This window comes from Streptomyces sp. NPDC107654 (genome assembly GCF_055639035.1).
Map to the genome: position 1 here is coordinate 73750 of NZ_JBVKBI010000008.1, position 25017 is coordinate 98766.

At 72.7% G+C, this 25017-nt stretch carries 19 protein-coding genes; 5 read left to right on the top strand and 14 right to left on the bottom strand.

Features of this window, described 5'->3' with window-relative positions; genetic code table 11:
- Window positions 1-150: 150 nt before the first annotated feature.
- Window positions 151-1743 carry an AMP-binding protein gene (locus ACZ7N4_RS16485; RefSeq protein ID WP_471358946.1) on the top strand — a complete coding sequence of 531 codons (1593 nt, stop codon included), beginning with the start codon at window positions 151-153 and terminating at the stop codon, window positions 1741-1743.
- Between the two features lie 15 nt (window positions 1744-1758).
- Window positions 1759-2571, top strand: coding sequence for a PaaX family transcriptional regulator (locus tag ACZ7N4_RS16490; protein WP_471358947.1), 813 nt, complete (start codon window positions 1759-1761; stop codon window positions 2569-2571).
- Window positions 2572-2598: 27 nt separating this feature from the next.
- Here ACZ7N4_RS16490 and ACZ7N4_RS16495 read toward each other — a convergent pair whose 3' ends face one another.
- Both ACZ7N4_RS16495 and ACZ7N4_RS16500 read right to left on the bottom strand, forming a co-directional pair.
- Window positions 2599-4866: a bifunctional salicylyl-CoA 5-hydroxylase/oxidoreductase gene (locus ACZ7N4_RS16495; protein WP_471358948.1), complete on the bottom strand. Its 2268-nt coding sequence runs from the start codon at window positions 4864-4866 to the stop codon at window positions 2599-2601.
- 6 nt (window positions 4867-4872) lie between these two features.
- Entirely contained in the window at window positions 4873-5700 is an 828-nt protein-coding gene (locus ACZ7N4_RS16500; protein WP_471358949.1) for an enoyl-CoA hydratase family protein, read from the bottom strand.
- 296 nt (window positions 5701-5996) lie between these two features.
- Between ACZ7N4_RS16500 and ACZ7N4_RS16505 the strand changes: the two genes are divergently transcribed.
- Complete coding sequence (locus ACZ7N4_RS16505) at window positions 5997-6449, top strand: ATP-binding protein (protein ID WP_471358951.1); 453 nt, start codon at window positions 5997-5999, stop codon at window positions 6447-6449.
- On the opposite strand, the gene ACZ7N4_RS16510 is transcribed toward ACZ7N4_RS16505, so the two are convergent.
- From ACZ7N4_RS16510 to ACZ7N4_RS16525, 4 genes are all read right to left on the bottom strand, one after another.
- Window positions 6409-7857 carry an amino acid permease gene (locus ACZ7N4_RS16510; RefSeq protein ID WP_471358953.1) on the bottom strand — a complete coding sequence of 483 codons (1449 nt, stop codon included), beginning with the start codon at window positions 7855-7857 and terminating at the stop codon, window positions 6409-6411. The two genes, ACZ7N4_RS16505 and ACZ7N4_RS16510, sit on opposite strands and share 41 nt — an antisense overlap.
- A 110-nt stretch (window positions 7858-7967) precedes the next feature.
- Window positions 7968-8990, bottom strand: coding sequence for an ornithine carbamoyltransferase (gene argF, locus ACZ7N4_RS16515; RefSeq protein WP_471358955.1), 1023 nt, complete (start codon window positions 8988-8990; stop codon window positions 7968-7970).
- A 63-nt stretch (window positions 8991-9053) separates the two neighbouring features.
- Window positions 9054-10277, bottom strand: coding sequence for an arginine deiminase (locus ACZ7N4_RS16520; RefSeq protein ID WP_471358957.1), 1224 nt, complete (start codon window positions 10275-10277; stop codon window positions 9054-9056).
- 176 nt (window positions 10278-10453) lie between these two features.
- On the bottom strand, window positions 10454-11815 hold the full coding sequence (locus ACZ7N4_RS16525) for a macro domain-containing protein (RefSeq protein ID WP_471358959.1): 1362 nt from the start codon (window positions 11813-11815) through the stop codon (window positions 10454-10456).
- Window positions 11816-11916: 101 nt separating this feature from the next.
- Between ACZ7N4_RS16525 and ACZ7N4_RS16530 the strand changes: the two genes are divergently transcribed.
- Window positions 11917-12831: a macro domain-containing protein gene (locus tag ACZ7N4_RS16530; RefSeq protein WP_471358961.1), complete on the top strand. Its 915-nt coding sequence runs from the start codon at window positions 11917-11919 to the stop codon at window positions 12829-12831.
- 89 nt (window positions 12832-12920) lie between these two features.
- On the opposite strand, the gene ACZ7N4_RS16535 is transcribed toward ACZ7N4_RS16530, so the two are convergent.
- The 8 genes from ACZ7N4_RS16535 to ACZ7N4_RS16570 all read right to left on the bottom strand — a co-directional run bounded on the left by ACZ7N4_RS16535 (window position 12921) and on the right by ACZ7N4_RS16570 (window position 23722).
- Window positions 12921-13673, bottom strand: coding sequence for a TIR domain-containing protein (locus tag ACZ7N4_RS16535; RefSeq protein WP_471358963.1), 753 nt, complete (start codon window positions 13671-13673; stop codon window positions 12921-12923).
- Window positions 13670-15208, bottom strand: coding sequence for a hypothetical protein (locus tag ACZ7N4_RS16540; protein ID WP_471358964.1), 1539 nt, complete (start codon window positions 15206-15208; stop codon window positions 13670-13672). Before ACZ7N4_RS16540 ends, ACZ7N4_RS16535 begins: the two co-directional genes overlap by 4 nt.
- A gap of 19 nt (window positions 15209-15227) precedes the next feature.
- Window positions 15228-15851 (bottom strand): nuclear transport factor 2-like protein, encoded by a 624-nt coding sequence (locus ACZ7N4_RS16545; RefSeq protein ID WP_471358965.1) that lies wholly within the window; start codon window positions 15849-15851, stop codon window positions 15228-15230.
- Between the two features lie 155 nt (window positions 15852-16006).
- The gene (locus tag ACZ7N4_RS16550; RefSeq protein ID WP_471358967.1) at window positions 16007-16546 is read right to left on the bottom strand and encodes a DUF5825 family protein; all 540 of its coding nucleotides are present in this window, start codon (window positions 16544-16546) and stop codon (window positions 16007-16009) included.
- On the bottom strand, window positions 16543-18390 hold the full coding sequence (locus ACZ7N4_RS16555) for a RiPP maturation radical SAM C-methyltransferase (RefSeq protein ID WP_471358968.1): 1848 nt from the start codon (window positions 18388-18390) through the stop codon (window positions 16543-16545). Before ACZ7N4_RS16555 ends, ACZ7N4_RS16550 begins: the two co-directional genes overlap by 4 nt.
- Window positions 18391-18592: 202 nt before the next feature.
- On the bottom strand, window positions 18593-21139 hold the full coding sequence (locus tag ACZ7N4_RS16560) for a polynucleotide kinase-phosphatase (protein ID WP_471358970.1): 2547 nt from the start codon (window positions 21137-21139) through the stop codon (window positions 18593-18595).
- Entirely contained in the window at window positions 21136-22641 is a 1506-nt protein-coding gene (locus ACZ7N4_RS16565; RefSeq protein ID WP_471358972.1) for a 3' terminal RNA ribose 2'-O-methyltransferase Hen1, read from the bottom strand. The genes ACZ7N4_RS16560 and ACZ7N4_RS16565 overlap by 4 nt, the downstream gene beginning before the upstream one ends.
- A gap of 139 nt (window positions 22642-22780) precedes the next feature.
- Entirely contained in the window at window positions 22781-23722 is a 942-nt protein-coding gene (locus tag ACZ7N4_RS16570; protein ID WP_471358973.1) for a hypothetical protein, read from the bottom strand.
- Between the two features lie 161 nt (window positions 23723-23883).
- Here ACZ7N4_RS16570 and ACZ7N4_RS16575 point away from each other — a divergent pair, with 161 nt between their 5' ends.
- On the top strand, window positions 23884-24840 hold the full coding sequence (locus ACZ7N4_RS16575) for a D-alanyl-D-alanine carboxypeptidase family protein (RefSeq protein ID WP_471358975.1): 957 nt from the start codon (window positions 23884-23886) through the stop codon (window positions 24838-24840).
- Window positions 24841-25017 lie beyond the last annotated feature (177 nt).

Below are 25017 nucleotides of genomic sequence, written 5' to 3' on the forward strand. Positions count from 1 at the left end.
CCCCGACGTTATCGCGCACAGTTGACTGCCGTCACCAACACGATACGCTGGGGGTGCCCCCTCTGGGGGAGCGCGAGCCCACCAGGAAGCCCGTTCGGACGTCCGTCCCGGACGTCCCGGACCTCTGTCACGGCAAGGGGGCGGACCGCCATGCACCTCTCGGCCCACGTGGACACGTTCGCGCGCGACCATCTCCCCCCGCCCCACGAGTGGCCCGAGCTGCGGTTCGACCTGCCGGAGCTGCGGTACCCCGATCGGCTGAACTGCGCCGCCGAGCTCCTCGACCACGCCGACCCGGCCCGCCCGGCGTTCCGCACCCCGGACGGCCCCGCCTGGACGTACGGGGAACTGCGCGCCCGGGTCGACCGGATCGCGCACGTGCTCACCGGCTCCCTGGGCGTGGTCCCGGGCAACCGGGTGCTGCTGCGCGGCACCACCACCCCCTGGCTCGCCGCGTGCTGGCTGGCGGTGCTGAAGGCGGGAGCGGTCGCGGTCACCGTGCTCGCCCAGCAGCGCCCGCACGAGCTGGCGACGCTGTGCGAGATCGCCCGGGTGGGGCACGCGCTGTGCGACATCCGGGCGGTGGACGACCTGGCGAAGGCCGCGATACCCGGGCTGCGCATCACCACGTACGGCGGTGACACACCCGACGACCTGCTGCGCCGCCCGGCCCCCGCCGGCCCCTACCCGGCGGTGGACACCGCGTCCGACGACGTCGCCCTGATCGCGTTCACCTCCGGCACCACGGGCCGCCCGAAAGGGTGCATGCACTTCCACCGGGATGTGCTCGCAACGGCCGACACCTTCTCACGGCATGTGTTGCGCCCCCATGAGGACGATGTGTTCACCGGCAGTCCCCCGCTCGGCTTCACCTTCGGCCTGGGCGGGCTGGTGATCTTCCCGCTGCGGGCCGGGGCCAGCACGCTCCTCCTCGAACACGCGGGCCCCCGGCAGCTGCTCCCCGCCATCGCCGAGCACCGCGTCTCGGTCCTCTTCACCGCGCCCACCGCCTACCGCGCCATGCTGGACGACCTGGACGGACACGACGTCTCGTCCCTCAGACGCTGCGTGTCGGCCGGCGAGAACCTGCCCGCGGCCACCTGGCGGGCCTGGCACGACCGCACCGGCCTCGGCATCATCAACGGCATCGGCGCGACCGAACTGCTGCACATCTTCATCTCCGCGTCCGCCGCGCACATACGCCCAGGCAGCACGGGCCTGCCGGTGCCGGGCTGGCAGGCCCGGATCCAGGACGCCGACGGCAAGCCGGTGCCCGACGGCGAACCCGGCCTGCTCGCCGTGCGCGGCCCGGTCGGCTGCCGCTACCTCGCCGACCCGCGGCAGCGGGAGTACGTCCGGGGCGGCTGGAACATCACCGGCGACACCTACGTCCGCGACGCCGACGGGTACTTCCGCTATGTGGCCCGCGCCGACGACATGATCATCTCCGCCGGGTACAACATCGCAGGCCCGGAGGTGGAGGAGGCGCTGCTGCGCCACCCGGACGTGGCCGAGACGGCGGTCGTCGGCCGCCCCGACGAGGTCCGCGGCCAGATCGCGGTGGCCTACACGGTGCTGCGCGCCGGGGCCCGGCCCGACCCGGAGGCGCTGCGCGCGTACCTCACCCGTGAGCTGGCCCCGTACAAGTGCCCGCGCTCGTTCGTCTTCCTCGACGCGCTGCCCCGCACCGCCACCGGCAAGCTTCAGCGGTTCCGGCTGCGCACCGAAGGTGACCAGCAGTGATGCCGACGACCTAAAATGATCAACGTGTCCGAGCAGCACGCCCCCAGGTCCCTCATCGTCACGCTCTACGGGGCGTACGGCCGCTTCATGCCCGGCCCGGTGCCCGTCGCCGAACTGATCCGGCTGCTGGCCGCGGTCGGGGTGGACGCGCCCTCCGTGCGTTCCTCGGTGTCCCGGCTCAAACGGCGCGGGCTGCTGCTGCCGGCCCGCACGGAGTCGGGCGCCGCCGGGTACGAACTCTCGGCCGAGGCCCGCCAGTTGTTGGACGACGGCGACCGGCGCATCTACGCGGGCACGCCGGTGGCCGACGAGGGCTGGGTGCTCGCGGTGTTCTCGGTCCCCGAGTCGGAGCGGCAGAAGCGGCACGTGCTGCGCTCCCGGCTGGCCGGTCTGGGCTTCGGCACGGCGGCCCCGGGGGTGTGGATCGCCCCGGCCCGGCTGCACGAGGAGACGGAGCACACCCTGCGCCGGCTACGCCTCGACCCGTACGTCGACTTCTTCCGCGGCGAGCACCTGGGCTTCGCGGCCACGGCCGAGGCGGTGGCCCGCTGGTGGGACCTGGCCGCGATCGCCAAGGAGCACGAGCGCTTCCTGGACGTGCACGCGCCGGTCCTGCGCGCCTGGGAGCGGCGCGCCGACACCCCGCCCGAGGAGGCCTACCACGACTACCTCCTCGCCCTCGACTCCTGGCGCCACCTCCCCTACACCGACCCCGGCCTGCCCACCCGCCTCCTGCCCGCCGGCTGGCCCGGTGTCCGCTCGGCGGAGGTCTTCCGGGGGCTGCACGAACGGCTGCGGGACGCGGGCGCCCGGTTCGCCGGGCCGTGACACCCCCGGCCACCGGTCCCACGGGTCTCAGCCGCCGAGGGCGAGCCGGGGCTTGGGGGCGTCGGTGCGGCCGGTCCGCGGGGGCCGGCTGCCGGCCCGGTAGGGGGCGGGCCAGGTGACGCCCGGGCCCTCGTAGCCCTGCTCGGCCGCCGCGTGCAGGGTCCAGTGCGGGTCGTACAGGTGCGGCCGGGCCAGCGCGCACAGGTCCGTACGGCCCGCGAGGATCAGGGAGTTGACGTCGTCCCAGGAGGAGATCGCGCCGACCGCGATCACCGGGACGCGGACCTCGTGCCGGATCCGGTCGGCGAACGGCGTCTGGTACGACCGCCCGAACTCCGGTCGCTCCTCGGCGACCACCTGGCCGGTGGAGACGTCGATGGCGTCGGCGCCGTGCGCGGCGAAGGCGCGGGCGATCCCGACGGCGTCCTCGGCGCTCGTCCCGCCCTCCGCCCAGTCGGTGGCCGAGATCCGCACGGTCATCGGCCGCTCGGCCGGCCAGACCACGCGTACGGCGTCGAAGACCTCCAGCGGGAAACGCAGGCGCCGCTCCAGCGAGCCGCCGTAGGCGTCGGTGCGCCGGTTGGTGAGCGGGGAGAGGAATCCGGAGAGCAGGTAGCCGTGGGCGCAGTGCAGTTCGAGCAGGTCGAAGCCGGCCCGGGCGGCCCGCCAGGCGGCGGCCGCGAACTGCTCGCGGATGTCGGTGAGCTGGGCACGGGAGAGTTCGCGCGGGGTCTGGCCGCCCGGCCTGTACGGCAGCGGGGAGGCGGCGACGAGGGGCCAGTTTCCGGCGGGCAGGGGTTCGTCCATGCCCTCCCACATCAGCCTGGTGGAACCCTTGCGGCCGGAGTGCCCGAGCTGGACGCCGATGGCGGTGCCCGGGGCCTGGCGGTGCACGAAGTCGGTGACGCGCCGCCACGCCTCGGCCTGGCGGCCGGTGTAGAGGCCGGCGCAGCCGGGGGTGATCCGGCCCTGCTCGCTGACGCAGACCATCTCGGTCATCACCAGGCCCGCACCGCCGAGGGCGCGGGCGCCCAGGTGGACGAGGTGGAAGTCGCCGGGGACACCGTCGGTGGCGGAGTACATGTCCATCGGCGACACCACGACCCGGTTGCGCAGGGTCAGTCCGCGCAGCCGGAACGGCGTGAACATGGGAGGCGTGCCGGGCGGGCAGCCGAACTCGCGCTCCACGGCCTCGGTGAAGCGGGGGTCGCGCAGCCGCAGGTTGTCGTGGGTGACGCGGCGGCTGCGGGTGAGCAGGTTGAAGGCGAACTGCCGGGGCGGCTGGCGCAGGTACAGCCGGAGGTTCTCGAACCACTCCAGGCTGGCCCGGGCGGCCCGCTGGGTGGAGGCGACGACGGGTCTGCGTTCCTCCTCGTAGGCCGCGAGCGCGCCGGGTACGTCCGGCTGTTCGCGCAGGCAGGCGGCGAGGGCGAGGGCGTCCTCCACGGCGAGCTTGGTGCCGGAGCCGATGGAGAAGTGGGCGGTGTGGGCGGCGTCGCCGAGGAGGACGGTGTTGCCGTGCGCCCAGCGGTCGTTCACCACCGTGCGGAAGGTGGTCCAGGCGGAGTTGTTGGAGCGCAGGGGGCGTCCGCGGAGGGTCTCCGCGAAGACCTTGGCGCAGCGTTCGACGGACTCCTGCGGAGGGAGTTCGTCGTGCCCGGCCGCCTGCCAGACCTCCTCGCGCATCTCGATGATGACCGTGGAGGCGCCGACCGCATACGGGTAGCCGTGCAGCTGCACCACGCCGTGTTCGGTCTCGGCGATCTCGAAGCGGAAGGCGTCGAAGGCGAAGTCGGCGGCGAGCCAGATGTAGCGGCAGTGGTGTTCGGTCACATGGGGGCGGAACACATGGGAGTACGTCTCACGGGTGGTGCTGTGCACACCGTCGGCGGCGATGACGAGGTCGTACTCGGCGGCGAGGACGTCCGGGTGGGGGGCCTCGGTACGGAAGAGGAGCCGCACGCCGAGTGCGCGGCAGCGTTCGTGCAGGATGGCCAGGAGCCGGTGCCGGCCCAGTGCGGCGAAACCGTGGCCGCCGGAGCGGTGGCGTATGCCCCGGTGTGCGATGTCGATGTCGTCCCAGCGGACGAAGTCCTGCCGGAGCGCCTCGTAGACGACGGGGTCGGCGTGTTCGATACCGCCGAGGGTCTCGTCGGAGAGGACCACGCCGAAGCCGAAGGTCTCGTCGGGGGCGTTGCGTTCCCAGACGGTGACGTCACGGGCGGGGTCGAGCCTTTTGAGCAGGGCCGCGGCGTAGAGCCCGCCGGGGCCGCCGCCGACGATCGCCACGCGCATGGCCCCTCACCTTCCCTGCCACTTCGGCGGGCGCTTCTCCGTGAAGGCCGCGTGGAACTCCGCGTAGTCCTCGCCGTTCATCAGCAACGCCTGCGTCGAGGCGTCGAGCTCGACCGCGGCCGCCAGCGGCATGTCCAGTTCGGCCGTGAGCAGCGCCTTCGTCTGGGCGTGGGCCAGGGCGGGGCCGTCGGCCAGGCGGCGGGCCAGGCCGGCGGCCGCCTCGTCCGCGCGGCCCTCGTCCACCAGCTCGCTGATCAGGCCGATGCGCTCGGCCTCGGGGGCCCGGACCGGGTCGCCGAGCATGAGCAGGCGGGTGGCGTGTCCGAGGCCGACGACCCGGGGCAGCAGGTAGGCCGCGCCCATGTCACCGCCGGACAGGCCGACCCGGGTGAAGAGGAAGGCGAAGCGGGCCGAGGGGTCCGCGATCCGGAAGTCGGCCGCGAGGGCGAGGACGGCCCCGGCGCCCGCGGCCACCCCGTGCACCGCGGCGACCACCGGGAACGGGCACTCCCGGATCGCCCGGACGACCTGGCCCGTCATCCGGTTGAAGTCGAGCAGCCGGGCGGTGTCCATGGCCAGCGTGGCACCGATGATCTCGTCCACGTCGCCGCCGGAGCAGAAGCCGCGGCCCTCGCCGGCCAGCACCAGGGCGCGTACCGCGCGTTCCCGGGACAGTTCGGCGAGCAGGTCCCGCAGGTCGGCGTAGGCACCGAAGGTGAGGGCGTTGAGTTTGTCGGGCCGGGCGAGGGTGACCGTGGCCACCCCGTCGGCGATCCGGACCCGCAGGTGCTCCCAGTCGGCGGTGCGGGCGGCGGAACCGGTGAAGGGACTCATGACGTGCGGCCTCCTTGCGCGGCGGTGCCGTACGTTGCGCTGTCCCATGAAGTTATCACTTGTTTGTGACTGTCGTCACGGGGGCGCGACAGATGGGCCGGGACCGGCAGGGTTCCCGTCACCTCGGTCACCGGTTGTCGACAGCGCGGTAACAGTGAGGGCGCGCAGGCGAGGCGGGGCGCCCGGCCGGGTAGGCCGCCGGTACCGGGACGGGGGTCCCGGGCGAAGCCCGCCGCCGGTCCGCGGTGGCCGGGCCCGTACCATTTCCTACAGTCGAAAGCAGGACAGCCTGCTCCATGAACGGACTCGCCTTGCACGAACGCCCAGCCGCATCGGCCTCCTGGCGCATCGCGCTGCCGCACACCACCGCGGCGGTGCCCGTGGCGCGTGCCCTGGTGCGCACGGCCCTCACCGAGGTGGAGCACCCGGCCGACTGCGACACGGCGGAGCTGCTGACCGCCGAGCTGGTGGCCAACGCGGTGGAGCACACCGCCGGGCGCGGCCCGATCGAGCTGGTGGTGGAGCTGGCGCCGCACGGCTGCCAGGTCGAGGTGCACGACCCGGACCCGGCGCCGCCCGGCCATCTGACCCGGCCGGTGATCGAGGAGCCCGACGTCTGGCAGGAGGGCGGGCGCGGGCTGCTGCTGATCCGCGCCCTCAGCTCCTCCTGCGGTCACCGCCCCACCCCGTCGGGCAAGGCGGTGTGGTTCACACTGCCTGCGGTTCCCGCTCAGCGCCGGCCGGTGTGACCTCGTCCGGCGCGGCCGTGGCGAGCGTGGAGTGCCGGCGGCCGTAGGCGACGTAGACCAGCAGGCCCACCGCGAGGAACACGGCGAACTGCAGCCAGGTACGCCAGCCGGTCTCGTACATCAGGTACAGGCAGAAGGCGACGCCGAGCAGCGGGGCCACGGGGTAGAGCGGCACCCGGAAGCTGCGGTCGAGGCCCGGTTCGCGGCGGCGCAGGGCGATCACCGCGATGTTGACGACGGCCATGATGGCGAGCGTGCCGATGGTGCACAGGTTCATCACGGCGTCGAGGGAGGCGAAGGCCGCCGGGACCGCGAAGACGACCGCCACGATCAGCGTGCCGGCGACCGGCGTGGACGTCCGCGGGGAGACCTTCTCGAAGACGCGCGGGATCAGGCCGTCCCGGGACATCGACATCAGGATGCGGGTCTGGCCGTACATGACCGCGAGGACGACCGAGGCGATGGCGACGACCGCGCCGAAGGCGATGACACCGCCGCCGACGGCCGAGCCGGTGACCTCGTTGACGACGTAGGACAGGGCGGCGGGGCGGCCGGCGACCTGGTCGCCGCCGATGGCGCCGATCGCGGCGAGCGCGACCGCGCAGTACAGCAGGGTGACCAGGCCCATGCAGACGAGGATGGCGACCGGGATGTCCCGGCGCGGGTTCTTCGCCTCCTCGCCGGCGGTGGTGATCGCGTCGAAGCCGATGTAGGAGAAGAACGCGGCGGTGGTGCCCGCGCCGATGCCGCCGAGGCCGGCCGGGGAGAACGGGGTGAGGTTGCCGTCCTTGAAGGCGCTGTAGCCGATGGCGCAGAAGGCGAGCAGGATCGCCAGCTTCACGGCGGCCATGGCGGCCGTGGCCCGGGCACTCTCCCGCACCCCGCGCACCAGCAGCACCGAGGCCAGGGCGATGACGATCACGGCCGGAAGGTTGACGATGCCGCCGTCGCCGGGACCGGCGGAGAGCGCGGCCGGGAGCTGGAGGCCGGTGAGGCTGTGCAGCAGCTCGTTGACGTACTGGCTCCAGCCGACCGCGACGGCCGAGATGGAGACGCCGTACTCCAGCAGCAGGCACCAGCCGACGAGGAAGGCGGTGGACTCGCCGAGGCCGGCGTAGGCGAAGGAGTACGAGGAACCGGAGACCGGGATCGCGCCGCCCAGCTCGGCGAAGGAGAGGGCGGTGAAGACGCAGGTGATCGCGGCGAGGACAAAGGAGACGACGACGGCCGGGCCGGCCTGGGCGACGGAGTCGGAGAGGCCGACGAAGATGCCGGTGCCGACGATGGCGCCGACGCCGAAGCAGATGAGCTGGAAGAGGCCCATGGTGCGCTTCAGGCCGTGTCCCTCGCGGTCGGCTCCGGATTCGGCGACGAGCAGGTGCGGGGACTTGATACGGGGAGCGGGCATGCGGGTGGTGCTCGTTTCTGGTGGTGCGGGCGCCGGTCGTAGCGGCGCGGCGACGGTCGCGGAAGGGGTGGTTCCGGGCCGCCGGTCAGGATAAGGCCTGGTGAGGCGGGTCAGGCAAGGCTTTCCCGGGCGAGTGTGGCCACCAGCACCGCCTTGATGGTGTGCAGGCGGTTCTCGGCCTCGTCGAAGACGACGGAGTGCGCGGACTCGAAGACCTCGTCCGTCACCTCCAGCGACGTGAGGCCGTGGGTGGCGTGGATCTGTCGGCCCACCGTGGTGCCGAGGTCGTGGAAGGCCGGCAGGCAGTGCAGGAATCTCACGTCGGGGTTGCCGGTGGCGCGGAGTACGTCCATGGTCACGGCGTAGGGGGCCAGGGCCGTGATCCGCTCGTCCCACACCTCCGTCGGCTCGCCCATGGAGACCCAGACGTCGGTGGCGACGAAGTCGGCTCCGGCGACGCCCTCGGCGACGTCGTCGGTGAGCGTGACGCGGGCGCCGCTGGAGGCCGCGAGCGCCTGGGCGCGGTCGACGATCTCCGGGGCCGGCCAGTAGGTCTTCGGGGCGACTATCCGGACGTCCATGCCGAGCAGGGCGCCGGTGACCAGGTAGGAGTTGCCCATGTTGAAGCGGGCGTCGCCCAGGTAGGCGAAGGAGATCTTCCGCAGCGGCTTGGTGCTGTGCTCGGTCATGGTGAGCACGTCGGCGAGCATCTGGGTGGGGTGCCAGTCGTCGGTGAGGCCGTTGTAGACGGGCACGCCGGCGTGCGCGGCCAGCTCCTCGACCTTGGCCTGGCTGTCGCCGCGGTATTCGATCGCGTCGAACATCCGGCCGAGCACCCGGGCGGTGTCCCTGATCGACTCCTTGTGCCCGATCTGTGAGCCGACGGGGTCGAGGTAGGTGGTGTGGGCGCCCTGGTCGGCCGCGGCGACCTCGAACGCGCAGCGGGTGCGCGTCGAGGTCTTCTCGAAGATCAGGGCGATGTTCCTGCCCCGCAGGTACCGTGTCTCGGCCCCGGCCTTCTTGGCGGCCTTCAGCTCGGCGGCCAGCTCGACCAGGCCGCGGAACTCCTCCTCGGTGAAGTCCAGCTCCTTGAGGAAGTGGCGGCCGGCGAGGGCGGTCGGGACTGTCGCCATGGCGGGACGCTCCAGGGGTACGGCTACGGGGGACGATGGAAGTCTATACGATCCTTCACATTTCTATACGGCGTCTCGCTGGACGGGACAGCTCATGCACCGGGGTCCGCCCCGGCCCCGGCCCAGCTCGCTGCCGGGGATCTCTATCACCTCGATGCCCTCCTTGCGCAGATGCGTGTTGGTGGTGGAGTTGCGCTCGTAGGCCACGACGACTCCGGGTTCGACCGCGAGCACGTTGCAGCCGTCGTCCCACTGCTCGCGCTCGGCCGCGTGCACGTCCTGCGTGGCGGTCAGCACCCGGATCTCCCCGAGGCCGAGCGCGGCGGCGATCGCACGGTGCATGTGCTCCGGCGGGTGGTCGGTGACCTTCAGCTCGCGTTCGCCGACCCCCGGCTCGATGGTGTACGAGCGGAGCATGCCGAGGCCCGCGTACTGGGTGAAGGTGTCGCCGTCGACCATCGTCATCACCGTGTCGAGATGCATGAAGGCACGCCGCTTGGGCATGTCGAGCGCGACGATGGTGCGCGCCGACCCGGCCGCGAACAGCTTGTGCGCCAGCATCTCCACCGCCTGCGGGGTGGTGCGCTCGCTCATGCCGATCAGCACGGCGCCGTTGCCGATCACCAGGACGTCACCGCCCTCGATGGTGGAGGGGAAGTCGGCCTGCCCCCGGGACCACACGTGGAACGTTTCGTCACGGAACAGCGGGTGGTGCCGGTAGATCGCCTCGAAGTGGACGGTCTCGCGCTGCCGGGCGGGCCGGCGCATGGCGTTGATGGAGACGCCGTCGTAGATCCACGCCGAGGTGTCCCGGGTGAACAGGTGGTTGGGCAACGGGGGGAGCAGGAAGTCGTCCAGCTCCATGACGTGGAAGCGGACCGAGGTCGGTTCCGCGTGCTCCGCCAGGAACTCCCGCTTGGTCATGCCGCCGACCAGGGCCTCGGCCAGCTCCCCCGGGGTCATCCGGTCGAAGGTGGCGCGCAGGTGGTCGGTGGCGAGGGGACCGTACTCCTTCTCGTCGAAGACACGGTCCAGGACGAGGGTGCGGGCCTGCGGGAGCGCCAGGGTCTCGGCGAGCAGGTCCCCGAAGAGGTGGACCTCGACCCCGCGGTCGCGCAGTACGTCGGCGAACCCGTCGTGCTCGGCGCGCGCCCGGCGCACCCAGAGCACGTCGTCGAAGAGCAAGGCGTCCTTGTTGCTGGGGGTGAGCCTTTTGAGCTCAAGATCCGGCCGGTGCAGGATGACGCGGCGCAGCCGCCCGGCCTCGGAGTCGACATGGAATCCCATGTCTCCATCCTGACCACCGGGGCCGCGCTTCACCCGCCGCTCGGTGGTTTCCGCGCCACGGTTTCTCGTGCTCCTACGGCGGCCACCCGGGACGCGGGCGGGCCGGAAGCGCTCCGGAAGCGGGCGGAGGCTGTCGGCGGAAGCGCCCGCCGGGCTTTGCTGGGGGCGTGAACAGATCAGCCGATGCCGGTCGGCGGGAGCACCGGTCCCCGCTCGTCCACCCGCCGCAGGAAGTCCTCGACCGCCGACAGGTCGGTCCGCTCCAGCTCGTCGGCGCGGATGACGACGCGCAGCTCGGGACAGACGGCGGGATCATCGCCGAGGCTGCGGGTGAAGGTCTCCACGATCAGCAGCAGCAGCTGGGTGCGGTCGAGTTCGACCAGGCGGGACAGGCCGGCGCCGATCAGCGGTGTCGCCACCGGTTTGAACAGGCCGTACCGGGCGACCGCCGGCCACAGTCGCTCCAGGCTCAGCCGCAGCTCGGCCGGGGCGGAGCGGGCCCGCAGGTCGTTGCCCAGCCGGGAGTAGGCGAGGGCGAAGACCCGGCGCTTGCCGACCGGGACCGCCACCGCCGTACCGATGGGATAGCGCGTACGACGGCCGCGCCGCTTGGCCCGGACGCTCTCCGTGGCCAGCGGGGTGACGTCCTTCAGCCCCCGGCGCAGGGCGGCGTCCAGCAGCCGGTGCCGGCCCTCGAAGAGACGGTCGACGAGCTGTCCCTGCACGCTCTCGCGGCTGATCACGACATCGTCGGTGAAGGTGTCGAAGGTGTCGGAGAAGCCCACGACCAGGTTGGCGTCCTCCTGGTCGAACAGGTCGCCGCGCAGCACGACGACGTCCACCCGCAGCCCGCGCAGGGTGTGGCGCAGCAGCTCGTCGCCGTGCCGCTCGCGCAGCCGGACGTTCAGCCGGGCCAGGGTGGCGGCGGCCTCGGGGTCGTCGGGCCGTTCCCGGACCGTCTCCTCGGCCACCGGCAGGGCGAGGTCGTAGCGGCCCAGCGCGGTGTGGCCGGCGACCAGTTCGCGCAGCGCGGTCTCCCTGAGCCGGTTCAGCCGCCGCACGGTGGCGTCCGCGAACTCCTCGTCCTGCGCCTCGGCCAGCGGCCGGCCGCGCCAGAGCCCCAGGGCGTCCGTGAGCAGCCGGACGGCCGAGGCCGGTGCCGCGTGCAGCGCGTCGCCCACCAGACGGGTGAACTCGGCGCTGTCCAGTTCCTCGTCGGACAGGTCCAGCCGGTAGGTGCTCTCCGCGCCGCGCGCGGTCGGCAGCTGTCCGGTGCGGACGATCCGGGTGCCGTGGCCCGGCCCGGCCCGGTCGAAGGCGCGCCGCAGCTCCAGGATCCGCTTCTGCACCTCGTTGCGGTTGCGCAGGTCCTGGTGGGGCAGTTCCACGGTCTGCTGCCAGACGTCCCGGTACAGCCGGCGCGCGGTCACGGTCTCGCCCCCGGCGGCGACCAGCCGGACCAGCAGACGTGCCGTGAGCGGGGTGAGGTGTACCGGAGTGCCGTTCACGGCCAGCCGGACCGGACCCAGGACGCTCACGCGGACGCGCGGTGGCCGGGTATGCACGCGCCTCGCCCCCTCCGCCGCGTGACGTCCCGTCATCTGTGCGGTCAGCGTACCAAGGCACCCTGGAGGGAAGCATGCGGTTGACCGGCCCCCGTCCGCCGTCCCGTTCCGCCCGGCGCCGGCTCCCGCGGTCGTGGCGCGGGCGGCGGGTGTTCACGGGCAGTGTGCTGGCCGCCTTCGGCGGGGTCTCGGCCGTCGTGCAGTTCGCCGGCCAGCTGTTCCCGGACGTCGTCTCCCGGCCCGGGCCGGTGCTGGCCGCCTCGGTGGCCCTGTGCCTGGCGTGGGGGGTGGTCCGGGCACGTCCGCAGGCCGCCGTGCGGCAGGAGTTCGGGCGTCCCGGGATGACGGTGGTGGTCGAGGAGGGCGACCTGTTCGACCAGCCCGGGCATCTGGTGGTGGGGTTCACCGACACCTTCGACACCCTCGTGGACGGTGGTGTCGTCATCAACGACGGCAGTGTGCAGGGGCAGTTGCTGGCCCGCCGGTACGCGGGGGACGCCGGCCGGCTGGACGCGGAGCTGGCCGCCGCGCTGGCGGGGGTGGCCCCGGTGGCGTGGGAGAGCCCGCGGGACAAGCCGCGGGGCAAGCGGGCGCGGTATCCGATCGGCACGGTCGCCGTCCTCGGCACCCGGCCCGACCTGGTCTTCGGCGTCGCCTACAGCAGGATGGGCAACGACTGCGTCGCCTCGTCCGGCGTCGAGGACCTGTGGCTGGGCCTCGGCCGGCTGTGGGACGCGGTCCGCCGGCACGGCCAGCTGGAGAGCCTGACCATGCCGCTGACCGGCGCGGGGCTCGCCCGGCTGCACGACCTGGACGAGGACAGCCTGCTGCGGCTGATCCTGCTGTCGTTCGTCGTGCACTCCTGGGAGCGGCGGGTCTGCCGCGAGCTGCGGGTGGTGATCCGCCCCGGTGAGCTGGGGCGGATCGACCTGCCGGAGACCGGCGCGTTCCTGGCCGGCCTGGCGGCGGGCGCCCGGCGCCACACCTGACGGCGCCGGCGGTGCACCGCTGGGCGGTACGGGCCCCTCCCCCGGCCGTGGACGACCACCGGGCCCGTACCGCGGTCCAGCGGGGCGGTTCAGCGGGCCGGGGGGATGCCCCGTCCGCTGCGGCCGTACGCCGACAGATGGCGGTACGGCCAGGTCTGGAGCCAGTCGGAGCGGGTGTCGTCCACGGTGCAGCCCGCCAGCCTCAGCCGCTGGGCGATCTTGCGCAGGGCGGCCTCCGAGCCGTCGAACCTGATGACGTTGCGGCCCGCGATGTCGGCGATCGGGCGCAGCGAGCCGACCTCGACCATCAGCGTGCGCTCCGGATAGGCCATCAGCACCATGCCCAGCTCGATCAGCACGTTCGGCCGGGGCTGCCCGGTGGGCTCGGTCTCGTACGGCGGCTCGGTCGCGCCCCGCAGTTCCGGGTGCAGCTCGGCGAGGTCGTCCGGGGTGAGCAGCACGAGGGCCGCCTGGGCCTGCTCGGGGGCCTCGGCGACGACCTCGCCGAGGAAGGGCGCCGTCTTGCCGGTGGCCCGGACCAGGTCCTCCCACTCCAGCGGACGCAGGTCGAGCAGGCGCAGCAGGTCGAACATCTTCACCCGCACCTCCTCGTCCCGCCCGTGGACGACGAAGACGTTGCGGCGGCGGTCCGGGGAGGGCCGGGAGGGGTCCTGGTCCTGGTGGGTGCGGCCGGCGGGGGCGGGCGCGGGAGGGGTGCCGTGGAAGTACTGCGTGCCCGAGTTGGTGGTGTTGCCGTTGCCGGTGACGAAGCTGTTGCGGCTGCCGAAGTCGTTCCGGCTGCCGTAGTCGCTGCTGTTGCCGCCCGTGGGTGTGTGCGTCATGCGGATCCCGTCCCCTTGGCGCCCTCGGAGCCGCCGAAGTGGTTCTGCGTACCCGAGTTGGTGGTGTTGTTGCTGCCGTTCACGAAGCTGTTGTTGTGCCCGTAGTTGTTGAGGATGTTCATCTGGCGGGCCTCGTGCTCCGTGAGGTCCACGTTGTGCTCGTACAGGAAGTCCCGCACGATCTGCAGCAGTTGGCGCTCCACGATCTGGGTGTACTTGATCGTGTCCGTCTCCTGGAAGAAGTGGTGGAAGGTGGCGCTGGTCGCCATCTCCCGCACGCTGGTGACGGCACCGCGGTTCAGCATGGCGTCCGCGTAGCGGCCGAGGCCGAACTCGCTGCTGTCGGCGGGCTGCGGCACCCGGATCCGGTTCCTGCGCCAGGGCAGCAGCTCGGACAGCTGGGTGCCGGCCTTGCCGCGCAGGGGCCGCATCGCGGACCCGGACGCGCCCCTCAGGGTGTGCCAGGCGAGCTTGAGCAGCAGCCCGCCGTCCAGGGCGGCCGGCAGCCGGTCCACGAGCCGGAAGCTCTTCTTGATCGGCCCCAGCACGTACGAGTAGAACTCGGTGTGCAGCGTGTTGCCCTTGAGGTCGAAGCCCACGAACGCCGTGGTGACCAGCTCCTGGTCCCAGGACCCGACCCGGATGCACAGGTACGCCCGTCCCGCGTCGTAGGCGTCGTCCCTGGGGCCGTCGAGCTGGTCCAGGGTGGGCTCCGTCACCCCGCGGAGCGTCGTGACGGCCGTGGTGAAGGTGCTCTCCTCGACGGCGAGCCCGTCGATGCCCTCCCCCGGCCGGGTCCGGTCGCGCAACCGGGCGGCCATGTGGCCGGCGACGTAGTCGGTCATCTCCTCGACGGTGAAGGGGATGACCTCCTTCCGCGTCGGCTCCAGGCCGTTCGCGCCGGGGGCCGTGTGCGCGCCCGGCGCACGCTGTCCGTCGAACACGGTGAGCGGCGCACCGAGCAGCAGTTCGGCGTTGGCCCAGCGGCGCACCTGCCCGCCCGCGCCCACGAAGGGCTTGTAGCCGCCGTAGCGGACCAGGGTGCCGTCGGAGGCCTGCTCGCGCTTGATCTTGCTCACGAGGTCGGGCGTCAGCTGGGGGTGCTCGGGGTACGCGCCGTCGAACCCGCTCCTCCCGCCCGGGCCGCCGGTGCCCGGCCGGAGCCGGCCGACCAGCAGCTGGAGGGTGACGAGGCGCCGGAAGTACGCGGTGGCCCACAGCAGCCACAGCAGCACGAGCACCGCCGTGAACCCGTTCAGGAAGCCGACGGCCATGAGCACCCAGGTGAGGACGGCGCCCGCCGCGAGGACGGCCAGCCGTACGCGCTGCAGCCGGCGCGCCGCCAGGGCGTGCGCGAGCACGGGGACCGCGTCGTACCCGTACGACGGCGCGACCACCCGGTACCGGCGGGTCAGCAGCTCACGGATGACGGCGGCGCGGTACACCGGGTCGAAGTAGGTGCCGGCGCACAGCAGCCGGGTGGCGTCGCTCGTGGCGTTCGGCGGAGCGGTGACGGTGACGGTGTCGGTCGACATGGTGGGTGCTCCGCTCTGCTCAGTCGGCCGAGGCCATCGAGGCCCGGGTGATGGTTCCGTCGACCACGGTGTACTGACCGCTGTACGACTTCTGCGTGCCGTCGGTCTGCCGGGCGAGGAGGTTCACCGAGACCGTGTCGCCGTCGACCGAGGTGATGGTGACGTCGTCCCGCTCGGTGGTGGTGAAGCCCGCCACGAACGAGCCGTAGGACGCGTCGATGTTCTTGCCGCCCAGTTCCCAGGCCTTGTCGTAGTCGCGCCGGTTGATCGCGTCGAAGAACGCGGTCACCGTGTCGGCGGGACCGGCCGTGCCGTACGTCGTCTCCGCGGTGGTCTCGGTGCCGTACGACGGGTACGCGTCCGTGGTCTCCGTGCCGTACGACGGGTACGTGTCCGACGTCTCCGTGCCGTAGGACGGGTAGGTGTCCGACGTCTCCGTGCCGTACGACGGGTACTCCTGCGGCGTCTGGGTCGAGTACGTGCCGTACCCCGGCGAGCCGCCGTCGCCGTCGTCCGAGGACAGGTGGGACACGACGGCTATGAGAAGGATCAGCAGAAGGGGGACGCCGGCGATGAGCAGGGCGTGCGTGCGCTCCTGTCCGCCGGCGGGTAACAGACTCGGCGGCTCGTAGGTGCCGTTCATGGTTCCTCGCAACTCCCGGCGGAGCGCCGGGGTCTCGCTTGTACCGTCGGTATGACGACAGTCACTCTGCCCGACATCCGTCGGCCGGGCGCTGGTTTCGCGCTTCCGATGCGCTTCCGATCCCGCCGGGGCCCCGGCCGTGCCCGCCGGGCGGTTCAGATCGCGGTGCAGGGCACGGGCCAGCGCCGGATGCGCGGGGGCAGCGCCACCGCCCAGCCGCCGCAGTCCAGCACCAGCCGCTCGGCCGTGAGCAGCGCGAACGCCTCCCGTCCGACCGGGTCCAGCGCGGCCACACGGGTCGGCTCCAGGAGGCGGAGGAACGTGCCGTGCAGACCGGGGTGGTCCAGGGTGAGCCGGACCGCCGTGCCCCGCTGCCTGCGGTCCAGCACGGTGACGAAGTCCGGGCCGCGCCGGTGGTAGAGGACACCGTGGGCGTGGTCGGCCCGCCAGGCCCCCAACGTGTCGGGGTCTGCGGGGAGTTCGTCGGGTGGCGGCAGGTGACGCAGCACGGCGAGGTCGTACGACGGGGTGCCGGTCGCCCGCCAGCGCACGCTCAGGCCGTGGCCCTGGCACTCGCGCAGGAACCGCACCGCCTCCGCCGTCGCGCGCCCCGCCCCGCTCAGGTCCAGGGGTGCGTCCGCCTCGACCCGGCGCCCGGTGCGCCGGTGCGGCACACCGCCGGGCAGCCCGCTCATCCCGCTCCCTCCGGCAGCCGGACCGGTTCGCCCCAGGTCGGCAGGGACAGGCAGGTGGCACCGTCGCGGAACACCAGGCCCAGGCCGACGGCGTGCCGGACCCAGGCCTCCAGGGTCCCGTCCGGCACCTCGTGGCCGTCGGCGGTCAGCAGCCGGTGCAGCGCGGGTACCGTCCGGCCGTCCTCCAAATGGCGCAGGGCCGCGGCCTGCCAGCCGGTGAAGCGGTGGGTGGCGGGGGGCCGGCCGTGCCGGCGGTCGTGCACCAGCAGCCCGGCGCCGTCCTCCTCGAACAGCAGCCGGGAGTCCGCGTGTCCGGCCCGCCAGTCGGCCACCGCCTCCCGCAGCCGTCGCTCCACCGCGCCGCCGATCCCCGCCGGCTCGGTGTCGAACAGGTAGACCAGGTCGGCGAGTTCCTCCTCGGGCAGGTCGTAGACGTGCTGGTACATCGCGGCCGGGCGGCGCTTGCCGAAGCCGAGGCCCGGGTCGGTGAAGTGAGGGCTGAACCGCTCCAGCTGGATGCGGTGGGCGCCGCTCGGCGGCTGGAGGTGGACCAGCGCCGGGAGCTGGTCGATGACCGGCGTGTAGTCGTCGTCGCGCTCGCCGGGGAAGCCGTAGAGCAGGTTCCACGAGCAGGTCAGGGCGTGGTTCTCGCACTCGCGCAGGGTGCGCACGTTGCGGGCGCCGGTGACGCCCTTGTCCATGAGGTCCAGGACGCGGCTGCCGAGGCTCTCGATGCCGGGCTGGATGTGCACGGTGCCGGAGTCGCCGAGGAGCCGGAGCTGGGCGGGGGTGAGGTTGGACTTGACCTCGTAGTGCAGTCGCAGGTCCCAGCCGCTGGCCGCGACGCGGGGCAGGAAGTCGCGGAAGTAGGCCATGTCGATGATGTTGTCGACGGTGACCACGTCGAGGATGCGGTGGCGGCGCACCAGCCGGTCGATCTCCGCCCACAGCCGCTCCCCCGGCTTGGCACGGAAGGCCATGGCGGAACCGTTGAGCCCGCAGAAGGTGCAGTGGTGCTTCTCGCCCCACCAGCAGCCCCGGGCGCCCTCCACGACGAGTTTCGGGTGGAGGTACTCCTGGACCGGGGAGGCGTCCAGGGCGGCCTGCCACTGGTCGTAGTCGGGCGAGGGTATGTCGGCCGGGGCCACTGTCCGCCGGTTTTCCGCGGTGGCCCGTGACACCGGGCCGTCCCACCAGCACAGGCCGGGCACGTCCACGGGGTCGGTGCCGGCGTCGAGGTGGCGCAGCAGGGCCGGGAAGGCGTACTCGGCCTCGCCGCGGACCACGTGGTCCACGAAGGGGTGGTTGCGGTGCAGGGCGTGCCCCATGGGGCCGTCGCAGTTGCTGCCGCCGAGGACGACCGTCAGCTCCGGGCGCCGCCGTTTGAGCGCGCGGGCCAGGGCGAGGGAGGGGACGTTCTGCATGAAGGTGCTGGTGAACCCGACCACGTCCGGTTCGGCCGCCAGGATCTCGGTGGCGCAGGCGTCGACGAAGGGGGCCGCGTACGGGCGCATCGCCAGCGCGGTGTCGATGAAGACGCCCCGGTCGGCCGCGTACTCCCGCAGCCGGGCCGTGCCCCAGCGGGGGTCGTCGTAGAGGGCGCCGGAGAAGACCCAGTCGCCGAGGCCGTGGAAGATCGCGTCGCTGCCGACCTCCACGCAGTCGCCGGGCGTCAGCCGGCCGCCGGAGCGCTCCAGCAGGAACTCCGCCCAGCGCAGGGAGCCGTGGAACTCGGTGACCTCGTCGCCGGGGCGGGCCCGCCGCACGATCCGGTTGAGCAAACCCAGTTGCAACGAGGGCAGGTCGAGGGGGTGCCACGGCATCGTGACCAGGTGGACGCGCATGCTCAGCGGGTCGGCCGCTTCTCCAGGATCGCCGGCCGACGGGTGGTGCTCCGCCGGTCCTCGCGGACCACGACCTTCTTGATCTCCACGCCCACCACTCTCCTCACGGCGTGCCAACACCCTTGTGCCGCACGGCTGTCCACACTATGGACAGTGTGTGTGCGGCACAAGGGCGTGTCGTGACGGCCCGGTGGGGGCGCGGTCACAGACGCGGGTCGACCGGCTCCGACTCCAGCGCCAGCACCCCGAACACCGCCTCGTGCACCCGCCACAGCGGCTCCCCGTCGGCGAGCCGGTCCAGGGCCTCCAGGCCGAGGGCGTACTCGCGCAGCGCCAGGGACCGCTTGTGGTTCAGGAACCGCCGGCGCAGCCGGTCGAGGTTGTCCGGCCGGGTGTACTCGGGGCCGTAGACGATCCGCAGGTACTCGCGGCCCCGGCACTTGACGCCGGGCTGCACCAGCCGGCCGTCCGGGCCCCGGACCAGCGCGCCGAGCGGCTTGACGACCATGCCCTCGCCGCCCCGGCCGGTCATCTCCAGCCACCAGTCGACGCCCGCGCGGACCGACTCGGGGTCGCCGGTGTCGACGTACAGCCGCCGGGTGGTCTGCAGCAGACCGGTGCCGTCGTGCTCCACCATCCGGTCGATCAGGGCCAGTTGCTCGTCGTGCGGGAGCGCGGCGAGGCTGCGGCCCTGGACCGCCAGCAGCTGGAAGGGGGCCAGCCGGACCCCGTCCAGGCCCTCGGTGGTCCAGCAGTAGCGGCGGTAGGCGTCCGTGAACGCGGCGGCGTCGGCGGCGCGTTCCCGCTGCCGGTCGAGCAGGCCGCGGACGTCCGCGCCCCGGGCGGCGGCGGCCTCCAGGGCGGCCAGCGCGCCCGGGAACACCGCGCCGGCGGCGGCGCCGACGGCCGCGTACTGGCCGCGCAGCAACCCCGAGGCCTTCAGCGACCACGGCATCAGTTCGGCGTCCAGCAGCAGCCAGTCCGTGCCGAGTTCCTCCCACAGCCCGGCGTCGGCGACCGCCGAGCGAAGCCGGCCGAGGATCTCCTCGGTCACCTGCGGGTCGTCGAAGAACGGCCGCCCGGTACGGGTGTAGAGGGACCCGGTGGGCCCTCCCCCGGCCCCGAAGCGCCTCCGGGCCGTCTCCGCGTCCCGGCACACCAGGGCCACCGCCCGCGAGCCCATGTGCTTCTCCTCGCACACGACCCGCGCGACCGCGTCCCGCGCGTACTGCGCGAAGACCTCCTCCGGGTGCTCCAGGTAGCCACCGGTCGCGGAGGTCGCCGTGGGGGCCATGGTCGGCGGCAGGTACGGCAGCAGGCGCGGGTCGGTCGCGAAGCGGCTCATGACCTCCAGGGCCGCCGCCGCGTTCTCCTCGCGGACCGCCACCATGCCCGCGTGCCGGGTCTCCACGGCCCGCCGGCCGTGCACGTCCGCCAGGTCCAGCGGCCGGCCGTCCTGCCCGCCGGGCGCCTCGGTGCGCAGCGGCCGCGCCGGCTCGTACCAGACCCGCTCGGCCGGTACGTCGACCAGCTCGCGCTCGGGCCAGCGCAGCGCGGTCAGCTTGCCGCCGAAGACGGCACCGGTGTCCAGGCAGATGGTGTTGTTGAGCCAGGTGGCCTCGGGCACCGGGGTGTGGCCGTACACCACGGCCGCGCGGCCCCGGTAGTCCTCCGCCCACGGGTAGCGCACCGGCAGCCCGAACTCGTCGGTCTCGCCGGTGGTGTCGCCGTACAGGGCGTGCGAGCGGACCCGGCCGGAGGTGCGGCCGTGGTACTTCTCGGGCAGGCCGGCGTGGCAGACCACGAGCCGGCCGCCGTCCAGGACGTAGTGGCTGACCAGTCCGTCCAGGAACTGGCGGACCTCCGCCTTGAACTCCTCGCTCTCGCCGTCCATCTGCGCGATGGTCTCGGCGAGCCCGTGGGTGTGCTGGACCTTGCGGCCCTTGAGGTACCGGCCGTACTTGTTCTCGTGGTTGCCGGGCACGCACAGGGCGTTGCCGGACTTCACCATCGACATCACGCGGCGCAGCACGCCGGGGCTGTCCGGGCCGCGGTCGACCAGGTCGCCGACGAACACGGCGGTACGGCCCTCCGGGTGCACCCCGTCGGTGTAGCCCAGCTCGGCCAGCAGCGCCTCCAGTTCGGCGGAGCAGCCGTGGATGTCGCCGACGATGTCGAAGGGGCCGGTGAGGTGGGTCAGGTCGTTGTACCGCTTCTCGGTGACGACGGTGGCGCGTTCGGCCTCCTCGACCCCGCGCAGCACGTGCACCTTCCGGAAGCCCTCGCGCTCCAGCTGGCGCAGCGAGCGGCGCAGTTCGCGGATGTGCCGCTGGATGACCCGGCGGGGCATGTCCGCCCGGTCGGTGCGGGCCGCGTTCCGCTCGGCGCAGACCTCCTCCGGGACGTCCAGCACGATGGCGATGGGCAGCACGTCGTACTTCCTGGCCAGCTCGACCAGTTGGCGTCGGCTGTCCTGCTGCACGCTGGTGGCGTCCACGACGGTACGGCGGCCGGCGGCCAGCCGCTTGCCGGCGATGTAGTGCAGGACGTCGAAGGCGTCCCGGGTCGCGCTCTGGTCGTTCTCGTCGTCGCTGACCAGGCCGCGGCAGAAGTCGGAGGAGATCACCTCGGTGGGCTTGAAGTGGCGCCGGGCGAAGGTGGACTTGCCGGAGCCGGAGGCGCCGACGAGGACGACGAGGGAGAGGTCGGTGACGGGGAGCACCCGTCCCTCGGGCTGGGTCTCGGTCATGCCGCCTTCGCCTCCTTCTCGGTGCTGATCGTGAAGGTCGCCATCTGGGTGGGCGGGCCCACCTCGGGGTCGTCCGGGCCGACGGGGGTGAAGCCGACCTCGTACCCGTGCCGTTCGGCGACGGTCGTGGCCCAGGTGCGGAACTCCTCGCGGGTCCACTCGAAGCGGTGGTCGCCGTGCCGGACATGGCCGGCGGGCAGGCTCTCCCAGCGGACGTTGTACTCGACGTTCGGCGTGGTCACGACGACCGTGCGCGGGCGTGCGTGCCCGAAGACGGCGTACTCCAGGGCGGGCAGCCGGGGCAGGTCGAGGTGCTCGACGACCTCGCTGAGCACGGCGGCGTCGTAGCCCTTGAGCCGGTTGTCGGTGTAGGCGAGGGAGCCCTGCACGAGCCGGACGCGGGCGGCCTGCCGTTCGCCCATGCGGTCCAGCTTCAGCCGCCGGGCGGCGATGGTCAGGGCCCGCATGGACACGTCGACACCGACGATCTCGGTGAACCGCACGTCCTTGAGCAGCTCCTGCACCAGCCGGCCCTGTCCGCAGCCGAGGTCGAGGACCCGTGCGGCGCCCGCGGCCCGCAGCGCCTCGGTGACGGCCTCCCGGCGCTGCACGGCCAGCGGGGCGGGCTTCTCCTCCGTCCCGGCCTCGTCCTCGGCCGCGTTGTCGATGTCCTCGGCCGCGCTGTCGATGTCCTCGACCGCGTTGTCGATGTCCTCGACCTCGCTGTCGTCGGCCTCGGCGAGCCGCACCAGCTCCAGCCGCTCCCTCGCCTGCCGGGTCAGCGACCAGCGGCGCGAGAGGTAACGGCGGGTGATCAGCTCCTGCTCCGGGTGCTCGGGCAGCCAGCCTTCGCCGGCCCGCAGCAGCTTGTCGACCTCGTCGGCGGCGACCCAGTAGTGCTTGGCGTCGTCCAGCACCGGCAGCAGCACGTACAGGTGGCGCAGCGCTTCGGCGAGGGTCAGCCGGTCCGAGTCCAGCAGGAGCCGGACGTACCGGGAGTCGCCCCACTCCGGGAAGGCGGTGTCGAGCGGGACGGGGTCGGCGGTGACCGTCCAGCCGAGCGGTGCGAAGAGCCGGCGTACGAGGTCCGGGCCGCCGCGTGCGGGCAGGGCGGGGACCTCGACGCGCAGCGGCAGCGGGGCGGCGGCCCGTTCCGGGCGGGCGGTGCACACCCCGCGCAGGGCGCTGGAGAACACACCGCTGAGCGCGACCGCGAGGAGCGAGGAGGCCGCGTAGGGGCGGTCGTTGACGTACTGCGCGAGGGCCGCGTCCGGGGCGCCGCCGCGGCCCTTGCCCTTCCCGCGGCGGACCAGCGCGACCGGATCGATCTCCAGCAGCAGGGCGGCCGTGCACCGCTCGGCGTCCGCCTCCGGGTAGAAGACGTGCGCCGTGCCGTACGAGGTGGAGAACGCCTGTGCTTTCCCGGGGTGCTTGTGCAGCAGGTACCCCAGGTCGGTGGCCGGGTTGGCGGCCGTACCGGTGGTGGAGATCGTCAGGAACATGCTGTCGAGTCTGCTGGGTCCCGAACCCCCTGACCACCGGTTTTCCGCGGGCCCCCGGATGCTCCGCGGGCCACCGGCTTCTTGCGGGACTCGCCGCTCGGGACCGGTCGCTCGGGACCGCCCGCTCAGGACCGCCCGCTCAGGACTGGTCGTCGGCGATCTTCCGGGCGTTCGCCATGGCCCGCTCGTCGGCGGCCCGCCGTGCGTCCAGCGCCTTCTTGTTCTTGGTGACGGCCCTCTTCTGCGCGCGGCTCTCCACGGCGTGCACGGTCTGGATGTAGCGGGTGTCGAGTTTGCACCGCGCGTCCGCGGCGGCGGTCTTCTTCTCCTTCGCCGACGGCCGCTCACCGCGGTACCAGTCGCTGTCGCTCGACGCCTCGTCCGGGTCGGAGTAGCGGAGGCCCTTCTCCTTCATGCAGTCCGACCACGCGCGGTCGGCCTTCTTCCATGCGTGGTCCTTCCGCGCCTCCTTGTGCGCCTGGTACCAGTACTGGGCGGCGAGCGAGTAGTAGCCGCTGAGCCGTATGCCGCCCACCTTCGTGGGCTCGGGCTCCGGGCCGTGGATCTTGCGGAGCGCCTCGCCCATGCAGCCCTGTTTCGGGACGGGGTTGCCGTGCGCCCGGTGGCTCTCACCGGGCCGGAAGGAGCCGGTGAGGGCCGCGTACTGGTCGGCCGGCCACTCCATCGGCTGGATGTCGGACTCCTCCCGCCGCGTGTTGTGGTAGCCGTGCTCGGCCGCCAGGTCCGGATCGTCCACCCCGTACGGGCTGTCGTCGCCGACCTTGCTGCTGCCCACGAGGCTGCCCTGCCGGACCGGGTAGGTCGACTCCACGCTCCTGATGCTGAGCGTCTTGAACCCGGTGAATCCCAGCCGGACCATGCACCGCCTGGCGAGGATCCACTGCGCGGTGTCGGCGGCCTTCGCGTCAGGGGACTTCGCGTCCGGCAGGTAGGCGCTCAGTGGGAACGACTTCATGGTGTTGAGGCGGCGGGCCTCGTCGTCGGGGTCGTCGCCGCCGGCGAACTGGCACGCGGACACGGCGAGCAGGCCGGTCAGAACGAGGGGGAGGATTTTACGCACGCGGTCATAGGACCAGCCGGAGATCATGTGCGCTGTGATGGAAGCCACAGTTCCGCCACAAGGTGTGCACAGGAGGCCCCTGTGATCTCCGTTACGGCCCCGCACGCCCGGACCTGATGGAGTGAGCCCCCGTCAACTGACCACTGACTGAAGGGGGAACCATGACCAACCGTCAGGGCTTCCGGGTCCGCAGAACCGCCGCCGCCGCGACGGCGGCCGGAGCCGTGCTCGGCGCGGGCGTCCTCGCGACCGCTCCCGCCCAGGCGGCCGCGGCACCGTCCGCGGTCTCCGCCCCGCGCTCCGCCGCGGCGGCGCCGCAGGTGCCGGCCCAGGGCGCGTTCGCCCTGAACGCGGCCACCGGCAAGCAGCTGTTCGGCAAGGCGCCGGACGTACGGCTGCGGACCGGCTCCACCACGAAGATCATGACGGCGCTGGTGGTGCTGTCGCAGCGCAACGTGGACCTGAAGAAGAAGGTCAAGATCAAGAAGGCGTACACCGACTACGTCATCGACCCGGTGACGCACGTCCAGCGGTACTCCAGCGCCAACCTGATCCTCGGCGACTCGATGCCGGTGGGCGACCTGCTGTACGGGCTGATGCTCCCGTCCGGCTGCGACGCGGCCTACGCGCTGGCGGACACCTACGGCACGGGCTCGACGACAGCCCAGCGGACCAAGTCGTTCATCGGCAAGATGAACAGCAAGGCACGGGAACTCGGCCTGAACAACACCCACTTCGATTCCTTCGACGGGGTGTCCAACGGGAAGAACCACTCCTCGCCCCGGGACCTGGCCAAGCTGGCCCGGACCGCCCTGAAGGACAAGACGTTCAAGAAGATCGTCGGCACCAAGGTCTACGACGACATGAAGTCGTACCAGCCCGGTGGCGGCACGCACGCCATGAAGCCGTGGAACAACTCCAACAAGCTCCTCACCTCCTACCGGGGTGCGATCGGCGTGAAGACCGGCTCCGGGCCGGAGGCGAAGTTCTGCCTGGTGTTCGCCGCGACGCGTGGCTCCAAGACGGTCGTCGGGACCCTCCTCGCGGACACCTCGCCGGACCAGCGCTTCAAGGACGCGGCGAAGATCCTCGACTACGGCTTCAGCCGGCGCGGCTGACCGGGCCGGCACCGGCCGCCGTGCCGCGGAGGCGCTCCGGCCGTCACGCCTGACAGCACGGCGGCCAGGGCCAGGCGTCCCTCCATCGGGCGGTCCGGCGAGGCCGCCCGGCCGGGGCCGTGGTGCAAGCCGCGGTTCCGGTCACAGCCCCGGCACGGCCGGGCGGGGGCCGGTTGA